We start from the raw sequence: 12510 nt of genomic DNA on the forward strand, positions 1-12510 counted from the left end.
ACGCGCCCGTCATCGCGCCGGAGCCCGACGGCGACGGGTACTGGGTGGAGCCCGCGGCGGCCGGTGACGCGGCCCCTGTCCCGCCGGAGCCCGCGGCGGCCGGTGACGCGGCCCCTGTCCCGTCGGAGCCCGCGGCGGCCGGTGACGCGGCCTCCGTCCCGGTGGAGCCCGAGGTGGCCGAGGCGGTGGCCCGGGACGCCCGCGAATTCGGCGTGTACGCCCGGACCGGCGGCTGGGCCTTCGCGTTGAAGGTGGCGCGCAGCGTGCGGCCCGGCGGAGAGCCGGCGGGCGAGACACCCAAGATCTCCGCCAAGAGGTTCGCCGAGCTGGCGGGGTGCTCCCCGGAGCGGATCATGCGCTACTACAAGGCGTGGGACAAGGCCGCCGACGACGGCCTGGTCCCGCACTTCGAGATCCTGGTCCCGGGCCAGGACATCGAACTGCCGGACTCCGACGTGTGGCACGCGTACTACACGCCGCGCTCCAGCGCGTTTTCCGAGCGGGGGACCGCGATCGCCGCGGCGGCCGAGGCCGAGGGCATCCGGCCGACCAAGGCGCTGGAGGTCGCCGAGAACCCCACCGCGCTGCGGGCCGCCATCCTCGCCGACCCCGCCACCGCGCGGACCGCCCGGGCCGCGCTTCTCGACCGGCTCAGGGAAGACCCGGTCCTCCAGACGGAACTGGCCCGTGACGTCGCCCGCACCGACGAGTTGAAGAAGGCGGTGGCCACCGAGAGCCGGGCCGCGGACCGCATTGGCTACGTCCGGCAGATCGTGGAGAACGGGCAGGTCAGGACGCCTGCCGGGCAGACGATCGACGCGCCCGTCGGACTCCGTGCGGAGGCCGAGCGCCATCTGTCCCTCATCGATGAGCTGGACGACGGCGAGGATGCCGGACAGTGGGCCGCCGAGGCGTACGACACGGTGAAGGAACTCGTGGTCCAGGCCGTCGAGGCCGACCCGGAACTGCGCCGACAGGAACGCCGTACGAAGTTCTACGGCAGCCTCCAGCGGGCGACGAAGGTCTTCGAGGAACTCACCCTGGACGACGCGGAGGACCTCGACGAGCTGTACGAGGACGACATGCTCCAGCGTCTGGAGCAGTTGCAGACGGCCATCGGTACCTGTATCGCGGCGCTCCGCAGGGCGGCCCCGGAGCAGCCGTGAGGCGTGGGACGGCCGCCGCGACGGTCCGGGTTTCCCTCGGCCGCGGGAGGGACGCCCACGGCCGTCGGCTACCCGACTGCGGTGGCCGGACGCGGTTGCGGTCGCGCCGCCAAGGTGCGGAGGCGGTGCACCAGGGCCGGAAGGAACGGTGAGACCGCCGTCGCCGCGGCCGCCGCGGACAGGGCGATCGCCCAGGCGACGGGGCCGAGGGGCGTACAGCCGAAGAACTGGCTGAGCACCGGGGTCTGGACGACTGCCGCCAGCGCCGCCAGGGAGCCCACGGAGGAGACGACGATCGACCTGCTCAGGCCCCCGGCCAACAGCGTCTGGCCGAGCTGGGAGCACACCAGCCCGATCAGGGCGACGGTGCGGGCGCGGGCGCCGCGCCCGGTGAGCCGCGCGGGGAGCCACGCGGCGGTCGCGCCGAGGGTGGTGGCCACGGCGCGGCACACGGTCTCCTCGGTCAGCGCGGTACCGAGCGAGACCTCGGGGCCTTCGTGGAGCATGCGTTCGGCGGCCTCGGGAGGGGGAGGCCGCAGGGCCACGGCCATGGCCGGCGCGAGGTCCGTGAACAGGTTGACCAGCAGTAGTTGACGGGCCGTCAGTGGCGAGGTGCCGGTGGCGGCCGCACCGAGCAGAGTGAAGGCGATCTCTCCGAGATTGCCGCCGACCAGGATCGCGAGTGCCCGGCGTACCGAGGCCCACATGGCGCGTCCCTCCACCAGGGTGGCCAGTACCGTCTCCAGCCGGTCGTCGGTGACCACCAGGTCGGCCGCCGCCCGTGCGGCCGGGGTGGCCCGCCTGCCGAACGCGATCCCGATGTCGGCGAGCCGGATGGCCGGCGCGTCATTGGCGCCGTCGCCGGTCATCGCGACCGTGCGGCCGAGGCGCTGGAACGCCTGCACGACGCGCACCTTGTGCACCGGGGTGCCCCGCGCGACGACGCCGACGTCGGGCAGCAGCGCGTCGAGCGAGGGGTCGTCGAGGTCGTCGAGCTCTGCGCCCGTCACCACGCGCCTGCCGTTCAGGACGCCCAGTTCGGCGGCCGTCGAGCCGGCGGTCCCCGGGTGGTCGCCGGTGATCATCACGATGTGCACGCCGGCGTCGGCGAGTTGACGCACCGCGGCAGCGGCGGTCTTGCGCACGCGGTCGGCGAACGCCAGGAAACCGGCGAAGTCGAGCCCCTGCACGGCCTCGTCCGTGAGGTCACCCTCGGGAGCGTCCCGGAGTTCCGCGACCGCGAGCACACGGTGGCCCTCCGCCGCCAGCCTCTCTCCGGCGGCGAGGATGTCCGCCCGGCCCTCGGCGTCCAGCGGTCGGCCGCCGCGGGTGGCACAGCGCCCGACGATCTCCTCCGGGGCTCCCTTCACCGACAGGATCCGGTGGCCCTCGGACTGGCACAGGGTGGCGTGGAAGCCGCGGCTCGGCTCGAACGGCAGACCGGACAGGCGCTGCCAGCCCGGTGCACCCGTCGTCCGCCGCACCCCCGCCTCCTCCGCCCCCGAGGTGACCGCGCCGTCGGTGGCGTGTTCGAGCCCGTTCGGGCCGTGCGGGCGCGGTGTCGCCCGCAGCGCGGCGGCGAGGACGGAGCGCTGCTCGTCGCCGAGCGCGTCGAGGCGCCTGCTGGCGCCGTCCGCCGCGACGGCCACGAGGGAGATACGCCCGTGTGTGAGGGTTCCGGTCTTGTCGAAGCACAGCACGTCGGTGCGGCCGGCCGCCTCGATGGTGCGGGGGTCCCTGACGAGGGCACCCCTCGCGGAAAGCCTTCTGGCGGAGGCCAGTTGGGCCGCTGACACCAGGAAAGGCAGACCTTCGGGAACGCTCGCCACAGCGAGCCCCACCCCGGCGCCGACGGTGTCCCGGGCCGGGCGTCCGCGCAGCGTGCCGACCGCCATCACCGCCGCGGCCGAACCGAGCGCCACCGGCAGCGTGCTGCGGGTGATCCGGGCCAGCCTGCGCTCGACCCCGACGGCGGGGGCGGCACCCCGGCCGACCGCCGCGGCCCGGCTCGCCTCGGTCGCGCCGCCGGTCGCGACCACGATCGCGCGGCCACGGCCGGCCGCGACCGTGGTGCCCTCGTAGACCATCGACGTACGGTCCGCGAGGTCCGAGGCCAGCACCGGCGCGACATCCTTGGCCACCGGAAGCGACTCGCCGGTGAGCGCCGACTCGTCCGTCTCCAGGTGGTGCGCCTCCAGCAGTCGCGCGTCGGCGGGCACGACGTCGCCGGCGTTCAGTTGCACCACGTCGCCCACGGCCAGGTTCTGCGCGGGGACGGTGGTGCTCGTGCCGTTGCGCAGCACCTTCGCCATGACGGCCGACTCGCGCCGCAGCCGGGCCACCGCCCGGTCGGTCCGGTGGCGCTGGAACCCGCCGAAGAGCCCGGACAGCCCGGTGACGGCGACGATGACGACGGCGTCGAGGACGGCGCCCACGGACGCGGACATGGCCGCGCCGGCACCCAGGACGGGCGTGAGCGGGTTGGCCATCTCGGTCAGGTAGGCCTTGCCGAGCGATACCGTCCCCGTCTCCTCGTCGGGGGCGGTGCCCCGCTCCCGTACCTCTTCCGCGGTCAGCCCCTCGTCCCTGCTGCCGGTCCTCACGAGCACAGTGGCCGGGTCCATGGCGTGCCAGGGGTGCGGGGACTCGGCGGTCACCGGCAGCGGCCGCCGCAGCAGCCGTGTCGCCGACCAGACGCCGACCGCCGTTCCGAGGGCGGCGGCCGCGTTGAACGCCGTCGTGCCGTGTGTCGCGGCCCGCCGCGACTGCCCGGCCACCGCCGCCGTCGCGCCGACCGCGGCGGACGCCTGCGCAAGCCGCACTCCGCGCTGGGCGCTGTCGCGTGCGCCGCGGCAGGCCTGCACCAGGAGGAGGGCCGCCGCCGGATTGCCGTCCACATGGACGTCCGCACCCCAGGGCGGGCAGTCCTTGGGTCCCGCGACACCCACCCCCACGTCGGCGGCCCGCAGCGCGGTCGAGTCGTCGGACACCAGCAGCACGCCGGTGCCGTCGCGCTGGAGGGCCCGTACGGCGTCGGCCACCTTCTCGTCCGTGTCGCGCACCGCGTCGGCCTCCCGCACCGCCGGGTCGCGGGTGTACCCGCCCGTGGCCACGACGGTGAGTCCGGCGGCGTGGGCGGCAGGCACAAAGGCCCCGGCGGCTTGGTGCATCTGCGGCACCACGCTGACCAGGGCGCGCAGTTGCCGCCCGTGGGCCAGTCCGAGCACGAGCCGCGCGCCCTCGCGTTCCAGTCGCTCCCGGGCCCGCGCGTCCGCACGCCCGTCCAGCGGCAGGTGCTCGAGGGGCCCGAGCGTCCACTCGTCCTCCCGGGACAGGCGCTCGGGTGCGGAACCGTCGAAGAGCCGGTGGGCCCGCGCGGCGAGTTCTCCCGCGGGCGCGTCGCCGTCGAGGGTCGCCAGATCGGCCAGGACGTGGGATCCCGTGGCCAGGACATCCGTGTCGAGGAGCACCGTGCCGATCCGGTCCAGTCGGCGCAGGGCGCGGAAGTCGGCGACGAGGACCCCCCGGTGCGCCAGGCCCCGGCCCAGTGCGCAGGCGAAGCCTTCGCGGGCCAGCAGCGGCGCCTTGGGGATGGCCGCCAGCGCGCCGCCGGCCGCCTTGCGGGGCCGCCGGGTGACGAGGAGCGATCCGGTGAAGGACGCCGCCCCCACGAGGGGCGCCCGGTCGGCGTAGCGCTCGACGGGTCCGTGCCTCAGCGGGGTCTCGCGGGGGAGCGGGGGCTCGCCGCGATGGGCGCAAGCCTCGGGGCTGCCCGCAAGGCGCGGCTCGGCCGCGGCCCAGGCATCGCACTCGGCGGTCGCCTCCAGCACCCGCAGGGCATGCCGGACGGTGTCCACGGCGACGCCGATGACTCCGCCGGAGCCCGCTTGGCCCAGTGCCGTGAGGGCGGCCAGGAGCAGTCCGGCGTTGTCGGTGCCGACCGCCCGGTCCACCAGGGATCGCAGCCGCGGGTGCGTGTCGACGAGCGGGACGAGTGCCGCGACCGAGGACGGGACGGGAGCGCGACGCACCAGGCCCGCCACGGCGGCCAGCGGTGCGGCCGCCAGGTGCAGCGTCATGGCCGCGTACGCGCGCCGTGTTCTCCTGCCGGAGAGGGGGTGGTCGGGCAGAGGAAGATCGACGTCGTGGGCCTCCTCGACCGTCTCGACCGTCTCCGTCAGGGCCTCGACGATGTCCTCGACGTCGGACCCGCCCTCGGTGGCGATGACGACGTGCCCGAGCACCGTGTTGGCCGCCGCCCAGGCCACCCCCTGCACCTCGGCGAGCCGCCGCTCGACGTCCTCGGCGAGCCTCCTGGCCCTGGCCGGGGGGAGGTCACCTTCCCGCAGCCCGCGTACGGCCACGTGCGCGCGCCCGTCGAAGTGCCGTACGCGTTGTTGCGTGTCGCCCCGCACCACGGCGACGGCGGAGGACACGACGGCCCGCAGCAGCGCGCCTCCCGGCAGTGCCACCACGTATCACCTGCTCCCGGGCCCGGCGGTTGACTCCGGTAGCACGAGTAGCCACAGATCGTAGGTTTCAATCGGGCGAAATCCTCATACTGCCCCAAGAGGGTGAGAATGGAATTAACGCACATCTCTCTCTGAGAGGAGGGCAGTGGGATGGTCGAGACAGTGGGGACCACCTCCCAGCAGGAAACGTCCCAGAACCAGCCCAGGGAAACCCAGGCGCACGAGGGTGGCGGCCTGCACCTCCATACGCGCACGCTGCACCCGTCGCTGAAGCTTCCCTACATCACCAGGGACGACGTGGCGAGCACGGCGAGGGCGGCGACGTCACGGGTGCCCGGCATGCCGTCGACCAAGGACATCGTGTTCTACGGGGGTCTCGGCGCGATGGCCGTGGCGGGGGCTCTGGAATGGCCGGTCGCTCTGGCCGTCGGCGGAGCCACCTGGCTGCTGCGCGGCGGCAGGAAGCGGCGCGAGGATGCCGAATCGAGAACCGAAAGGTACGGCGAAGGCCATGGCATGACCGGCAGCGGTGGCTGAGGCCGGCGGCCGCTGTCACTTGACGGCGCGCGACGTCGATGTGTGCCGGGTGCCGCACGTCGCGCGTCGGGCATCGAGGCGTTCACGCCTCGATCCATCGACGCTTCGGTGCGTCAGGCGGTGGCCGGGGCGGCGGTCGCGCGCAGGTGACGGGAGTACGCGGCCCACAGCTGCCACGCGAGGCGCAGGATGATCGTCTCGGCCAGCGCGAGACCGATCTTCGCGGCCACGGCTACAAGAATTTCGCCCATGTCGGCTGACTTTCTGTGCTCGGTTGCGGATGTCCGATATCCGACCATGCAGCCGTTTCCTCGTTGATGGGTGCCGTGCGCCCGTACGTTCGATGTCGCTTTGGTGAACAAAGAGCGTCAAGGTCGGCCAGGGCCGCGCGGGCGTACCGAGGGCGACGGCCCTGGCGATGAGGACGTTCCGGCGGACGTCGTGCCCGCAGGCCACGGTAGCGGGGCAGGGGACACCGCCCGGACCCCGTGACGTTCGGCGGGGAAGTTCTGCGGCTTCGGAGCTGCTGCCATGACGGTACCGGCTCCCACCGCCGGTTGATCACGCTGACCGTGGAGGACCCCGTGCCCATCGTCCTGTCCACCCAGTCGCTGTCCGCCTCCGACCGGGCCGGGCGCTGGCGCGAAGCGGTGTTTCGCACCTTCGTACCCTGGATGTGACGCTCCTGGAGAAAGAGACCGGTCCGTAATGCGTCCAGGACAGGAGAAGAATCGATGACGATACGCGCCCGGTGGCTCGGCAAACACCGCTCGCCGGTACGACGTCCGGCCGGACCGTCACTGACCCGCGTCGAGTCCGAGACCCCGCTCACCCTGCGATCCATACCGGTGGCGGAATAGCCGACGGGGAACCACCGCCGGCCGGGCCGGCGGTGTCCTGGTCTGAGGGGTCGCCTTCGGCGGCGTTGCCGCCTCGCTCGCCTCCTGCTTCGCCCTCGGTCGCGTCGGCCGCTTCAGCCCGCGGGCCACGGCACTGACGTTGTCCGGCTGCGCGCTGCTCGCCGTGTACGTCGTGCCGTTCCTGAAGTACCCGGCCACCCTGCAAACGCCCTGAGGGGACGAGGGCGTATGGGGCTCCGGTCGTAGGTCGTAGGTCGGTGGTCAAGTGACTTGCTGCGCCAGAAGATTGGCGCTGTGGCATCTCTCGATTTCGACGTGGACTCTTTCCTTCAGCAGCCGCTCACCGCTCGCATCGCGACGAGCGGGCCGACGGTGCGCCCTGTCTGGTTTCTCTGGGAAGAGGGCGCCTTCTGGACCGTGACGGGTCCATGGGCGCGGTTGTTCGACCGTGTGCAGGAGGACCCGAGCATCGCCCTCGTGGTGGACGAATGCGATCTCGCGACGGGCCGTGTCCGGCAGGTGATCGCCCGTGGGCAGGCCGAGCTTGTGCCCTTCGACGTGCCGAGGGGGCGGCGTAAGCTTGCCCGCTACTTGGGGGCGAACGAAACTCTGTGGGACGCACGCTTCGTGCACTACCTGTACGACGATCCGGGCGAACGAGGCACTGCATGGCTGCGTTTGGCGCCTGCCTCGCTCACCGCGAAGGACCTCAGTTATTCCGTCGGACCGTAATCGTCTACTGCGTCTCGTCGTTCTTCTGCGCCTTGGTGCGGGCCCGGCAGGATCGCACGCCGGTCCGCACGTCCACCCCGGCCTCGGTGAGGCTGCTCTCGACCAGTTCGGCCTGCTTGTCACTGGGTTGTCGATCGACGCCGTGATCTTGATGGCGTGGGCGCCGATCGCTGCGCGGCGGGCTGCCGCCGCTCCTGCTGCCGGTGTCGGTCCTGTCGTAGCGCCGCTGGCAGGACATCGACCAGACCTCGGCACATATGCCGTAACGCCTCGTCGTGGCGCTGGAGTGACCCGCGGCGGAGGAGGAAGCGTGTGGCGGTGGCGCCCCACGGGTCGTAGCTCGCGGAGCCGGTCAGCGTCGTGCCGGGGCCGGGAACTGGCCGATGAGGTCGCCGTGCAGGTCGGTCAGCGCGAGGGTGGTGCCGGTCGCCGAGGACTCTGTGGTCAGGGCGCCAGAGGCATCATGGCTGTAGCTCGTGGTGCCGTCGGAGGCAACGACGTTGTCCGTGCCGTAGTAGGCGAGGGAGGTGGAGCCTGCGGCGATGTTCCGGCCCAAGGTGTCGTAGGCGTAGGTGGTGGGCGCCGTAAGGGGCGTGGTGTCGTCGGTTTCCTGAGGATCACAAGGAAGACCACCGGCCGGGGCCCTTCGAGCTCCGGCCGGCCAGGTGCAAGGTCTTGTCCAGTCGTTGTTCCCGCTCAGAAGAGCGAGTAGAGGAGCTTGTTGGGGGAGCCGGTGAGCGGATTCGTCACCTTGCCGGTGGTGGCGGCGTTCACCAGTGCGTCCCGCACCTGTGCGGGCGTCGCGGTGGGGTGCGTGGCCAGATAGAGCGCCGCGGCACCCACGGTGTGCGGCGTCGCCATCGATGTACCGCTGATGGTGTTGGTGGCGGTGTCGCTGTCGCGCCACGCCGAGGTGATATTGACGCCCGGCGCGAACAGGTCCAGGCACGTGCCGTAGTTGGACCACGATGCCCGCTGATCGGAGGAGTCGGTGGCGCCGACCGTGATCGCTTCGGGGACACGGGCGGGGGAGGTGCTGCAGGCGTTCTGCGGCATGCCGAGGATGTTGCCATTGCCGGCAGCGATCGAATAACTGACGCCGGAGGCTATGGACCTCTTCACGGCGTTGTCGAGCGTGGTGTCGGCGCCGCCGCCAAGGCTCATGTTGGCCACGGCCGGCTTGACGGCGTTCGCGGTGACCCAGTCGATGCCCGCGACCACGCCCGCGGTGGTGCCGGAGCCCTGGCAGTCGAGTACCCGCACGGCGACCAGCTTGACGCCCTTGGCCACGCCGTACGTCTTACCGCCCACGGTCCCCGCGACATGCGTGCCGTGCCCGTTGCAGTCTTGCCCGTTCTGACCGCCGCCCACCGTGTCGGTGCCGACGCTCGCGCGACCCGCGAACTCGCTGTGGGAGGTGCGGATCCCGGTGTCGATGATGTATGCGGTGACGTTCGAGGCCGTCGTGTTGTACGTGTAGGTCTGGTTGAGCGGCAGGTCCCGCTGGTCGATGCGGTCGATGCCCCAGGTTGCGCCGGACTGTGTGTCGTTGATCCGCATCGTCTGGTTCTGCTGGACGTACGCGACCTTCGGATCCCGCGCCAGCTCCGCCGCCTCGGTCTTGGTCAGTTTCGCCGAGAACCCCTTGAGAGCGCTGCTGTAGAGGTGGCCGAGGCTGCCGTCATGTTCCGCGACCATCTCGCGGGCCGTGGCGGGCGTTGCCGCCTTGGTGGTGGAACCGTCCTTGAGGACGACGATCCAGCTGTTCGGAACGGCCGTTGCCTGCGGGGCGAGACGCAGGTCGGCGAGCGGGGCGCCCTGTGCGGGCGTGGCGACGAACTGAAGTCCGGCCGCGAGTAGCGCGGCAGTAGGCAGAAGAGCGAGGAGTCGACGGGAGGTTGATCTCATACGATGCACCGTGACCTTTCGTTGACCGGGGCATGCAGGCAGGGTGGGTGTTTCCCGCGGCTCAACGCGGTCGCAGTGCGCTGGGCTCCGCCGGGCGTTACTCCAGGTACTTGCCTTGCACCATGGCATGTCCAAGTCAGGGAGCTCCAAAACGTGAGCGTGCGGTCAGGGGTGACTGTGCGGGTGGAGGTAGTGTGCGCGAAGAGGCAAGATCCTTGGCGTGCCTGGCCGTGCATCAGGTACAGCACGCGATGGGGAGCAGGCCGAGTCGGATCAAGAGACGTTGAGTTGGCCGCGGCCTCGCGTCGACCGAGGCCTCAGTCGCCGCACCGTCGGCTGACGCCGTTCGGGACTGCGTTCCCTGAGACGGTCGGCACCTGGAAGGCGGCGATCACCGGCCGTACCACTGCCGGCGCCCTCTACGGTGATCGGCGTAGGCGAAGCCGTGGCTCACGCGGATACGTCTGACCCAGGCGCTGATCGAGTTGCCGGGGACCACCGTGCGGGATGTCCTGCGTCAACCGGCTCGCGCGACGCCGCCGCTGTCGCCCTTGTTGCTCGGCCTTCGTCACGGTTTTCGACGAGCGGTGCCCCGCAGTCTCGGCAGGCCAGGATCAAGCCTGCCGAGGTCGGGCTGCCCGTCTGCGCCGGAAGGAACTGGCACAGCTCGCCGGGGTGAGCATGGACCACTACACGCGTCCGGAACGCGGCCGAGTCCGCAACGTCTCCCGCGAAATGCGGCTGAGCGAAAGGAGCCTGACGGGTGAACACGCAGATCAGGCGCCTTTTCTCGTGCCTCTAGAAGAAGCCCAGCTTCTTCGGCGAGTACGACACCAGGAGGTTCTTCGTCTGCTGGTGGTACAGGGGTTACACGTCGCTGACCAGCGCGGACGGTGCCGCTCTGAGCTTTGGCGGGTTCGCCGGCCCGGGAACGGCCCGGATCTTGGAAGATGCGGTTCCTCGGACTGTGTGGCCGCCCGGACCCGCATCGACCAGGAGGTGGGAAGAAAGGCGACCTGCTGCAATCGCTCACTCTTTTATGCGCGGTGGCCACCTGCCGATACCGGTCCAGTGAGACGGGAACCCGTAGCTGACGGCCCGGTGCGACGCCGGTGCGTTTGGCCACACGGCGTCACCCCCGGAGCCGTCCGCATCAAGCAACCCCGACGGGGAACTCGCCGGCCTGCGCCGCCTGACCGAGCAAGCCACGCCCGGCCAGTGTGACTACGCCCGCCGTCCCAGCCATGCGGAACTCGCCGTAACGGCGCTGCTCGCTCTCCCCCTGGACGAGGCGTTCGTCAGGATACGTACCGGAGCCCCGGACGACGGCGCCGACGCGGACGCTCGCCTCGGCCTGGGGCAGGCGTTCTGCCGCTGCGCGTCACGGGGGACGACCTGGAGCCAGACCCGCTGCTGCCCGCAGGCATTGACGCCCCCACCCTTCTGACGGAGCGGGTCGGTACCCCGGCCAACTGAACACCACGCCGACCCGTGTGACCGGCGCACGCACACAGGTTCTATGACGGAACGGGACGAAGCGCCTCGTCCGCTTCGAGAAGGGACATGCTCGGCAAGCGGGCTCTCGAGCTGTGCGCGCACACGACACGGACACCATCGAAGCCCTCGCCGACCCTCGCCAGGGTCATCGCCGGGGTCGTCCGACGACGCGGTCCACCGCCGGCGCCCTGTCGAGCAGGGGCAGCAGCTCGTTGCTGCATTTGTTTCGACCCTTGCTCATCTCGCGATCGATGTGCGATCTTAGTCTCATTCCGTTCATGGAAACGTTTCCATAAGGAGGTGGGGTGGATGGCCACGATCAAGGATGTCGCGGCACGAGCCGGCGTCGCGCTGGGTACCGCATCCCGTGTGCTCAGCGGCAGCAGTCAGACTTCGGCCGACTCCCGTGCCCGTGTGCTCGCGGCCGCCGCCGAGCTGGGATACATCGCCAACGGCCCCGCCCGTTCGCTGCGGCGTGCCCGTACGGATGTGCTGGGGTTGCTCGTCTCGGACATCCGTAACCCGTTCTTCTCCGAGCTGGCTCACGCCGCAGAGCAGGAGGCGCGCCGCCACGGATACACCGTGCTGCTGGCCAACGCGAACGAGGACGCCGAGCAGGCCGACGCATACCTTCGGACCTTCGCCGCTCAGCGCATCGACGGCCTGCTGTTCTCACCGCAGAGCACCGTCTCGCCGCAGGTTGCCGCCATGCTCGCGTCCGGGCTGCCGGTTGTGTTCCTCAACCGCACGATCGAGGGCGTCGACGCCCCGCTGTACGGCACGGACAACGCTCAGGGCGTGCAGCAGGTGCTTGCCTGGCTGCAGCGCCGGGGCCACCGCGACGTCGCCTTCATCGGAGGCCCGGACTCGATCTCCACCGGCGCCGAGCGCCGCGCCGCCTACCTCGCCGGGCGCCAGGCACACGGCATCAGCACCGACGACAGGCTGCTCGACGCCGGTGACTTCCTGGCCGGCGGAGCGGCCGAGGCCATGTCCCGCATCCTCGAACGTGGCGTCACGTTCACGGCCGTGTTCGGTGCGAACGGTCTGACCACCCTGGGAGCCGTGCGCGCCCTGCGTGAGCGGCTCGGCGCAGAGCAGGCCGCCCGTATCGAAGTGGTCTCCTTCGACGACCTCGACTGGTTCGAGTTCGCCTCTCCGCCCATCAGCGCGGTCCGCAACGACGCGTCGTCGATCGGCCGGCTCGGTGTACGCGGGCTCGTCGACCTCATCGCCGGCCGCGCCGCGCTCGGACAGCGTGTCCCCACCACGTTCGCCGACAGGTCCGCGCAGGACATCCGATGAGCATGCGGGTCGCCCTCGGCGCCGCCCCCACCG

10 protein-coding genes and 2 pseudogenes are annotated in these 12510 nt (G+C 71.5%); 7 read left to right on the forward strand and 5 right to left on the reverse strand.

Going from position 1 to position 12510, the window contains the following annotated elements:
* Positions 1–161 precede the first annotated feature (161 nt).
* A complete protein-coding gene (locus ABZ823_RS20380; protein WP_361662216.1) occupies positions 162–1166 on the forward strand; it encodes a hypothetical protein in 1005 nt (334 codons plus the stop codon).
* Between the two features lie 68 nt (positions 1167–1234).
* Here the strand turns inward: ABZ823_RS20380 and ABZ823_RS20385 are convergent, their stop codons facing one another.
* Positions 1235–5638 carry an HAD-IC family P-type ATPase gene (locus ABZ823_RS20385; RefSeq protein WP_361661927.1) on the reverse strand — a complete coding sequence of 1468 codons (4404 nt, stop codon included), beginning with the start codon at positions 5636–5638 and terminating at the stop codon, positions 1235–1237.
* A 150-nt stretch (positions 5639–5788) separates the two neighbouring features.
* Here ABZ823_RS20385 and ABZ823_RS20390 point away from each other — a divergent pair, with 150 nt between their 5' ends.
* Positions 5789–6175, forward strand: a complete 387-nt coding sequence (locus tag ABZ823_RS20390) for a hypothetical protein (RefSeq protein ID WP_361661930.1) — start codon at positions 5789–5791, stop codon at positions 6173–6175.
* A 113-nt stretch (positions 6176–6288) separates the two neighbouring features.
* Here the strand turns inward: ABZ823_RS20390 and ABZ823_RS20395 are convergent, their stop codons facing one another.
* A complete protein-coding gene (locus tag ABZ823_RS20395) occupies positions 6289–6426 on the reverse strand; it encodes a hypothetical protein (protein ID WP_361661933.1) in 138 nt (45 codons plus the stop codon).
* A gap of 483 nt (positions 6427–6909) precedes the next feature.
* Between ABZ823_RS20395 and ABZ823_RS20400 the strand changes: the two genes are divergently transcribed.
* The 3 genes and pseudogenes from ABZ823_RS20400 to ABZ823_RS20410 all read left to right on the forward strand — a co-directional run bounded on the left by ABZ823_RS20400 (position 6910) and on the right by ABZ823_RS20410 (position 7767).
* Positions 6910–7035, forward strand: coding sequence for a hypothetical protein (locus ABZ823_RS20400; protein ID WP_361661936.1), 126 nt, complete (start codon positions 6910–6912; stop codon positions 7033–7035).
* Between the two features lie 10 nt (positions 7036–7045).
* A pseudogene (locus ABZ823_RS20405) lies at positions 7046–7231 on the forward strand (CbtA family protein); the annotation flags it as partial.
* A gap of 98 nt (positions 7232–7329) precedes the next feature.
* Positions 7330–7767 carry a pyridoxamine 5'-phosphate oxidase family protein gene (locus tag ABZ823_RS20410; protein WP_361661939.1) on the forward strand — a complete coding sequence of 146 codons (438 nt, stop codon included), beginning with the start codon at positions 7330–7332 and terminating at the stop codon, positions 7765–7767.
* A 4-nt stretch (positions 7768–7771) separates the two neighbouring features.
* Here ABZ823_RS20410 and ABZ823_RS20415 read toward each other — a convergent pair whose 3' ends face one another.
* From ABZ823_RS20415 to ABZ823_RS20425, 3 genes are all read right to left on the reverse strand, one after another.
* Positions 7772–8005, reverse strand: a complete 234-nt coding sequence (locus ABZ823_RS20415; protein ID WP_361661942.1) for a hypothetical protein — start codon at positions 8003–8005, stop codon at positions 7772–7774.
* Positions 8006–8119: 114 nt separating this feature from the next.
* Entirely contained in the window at positions 8120–8323 is a 204-nt protein-coding gene (locus ABZ823_RS20420; RefSeq protein ID WP_361661945.1) for a hypothetical protein, read from the reverse strand.
* A 140-nt stretch (positions 8324–8463) separates the two neighbouring features.
* Positions 8464–9675 carry a S8 family peptidase gene (locus ABZ823_RS20425; RefSeq protein WP_361661948.1) on the reverse strand — a complete coding sequence of 404 codons (1212 nt, stop codon included), beginning with the start codon at positions 9673–9675 and terminating at the stop codon, positions 8464–8466.
* A 613-nt stretch (positions 9676–10288) separates the two neighbouring features.
* Here ABZ823_RS20425 and ABZ823_RS20430 point away from each other — a divergent pair.
* Both ABZ823_RS20430 and ABZ823_RS20435 read left to right on the forward strand, forming a co-directional pair.
* Positions 10289–10404 (forward strand): annotated as a pseudogene (locus ABZ823_RS20430) (transcriptional regulator); the annotation flags it as partial.
* A 1077-nt stretch (positions 10405–11481) separates the two neighbouring features.
* On the forward strand, positions 11482–12477 hold the full coding sequence (locus tag ABZ823_RS20435; protein WP_361661951.1) for a LacI family DNA-binding transcriptional regulator: 996 nt from the start codon (positions 11482–11484) through the stop codon (positions 12475–12477).
* The last annotated feature ends 33 nt before the right edge of the window (positions 12478–12510 follow it).

The organism is Streptomyces sp. NPDC047079, from assembly GCF_040643755.1.
Taxonomy (GTDB): Bacteria; Actinomycetota; Actinomycetes; order Streptomycetales; family Streptomycetaceae; genus Streptomyces.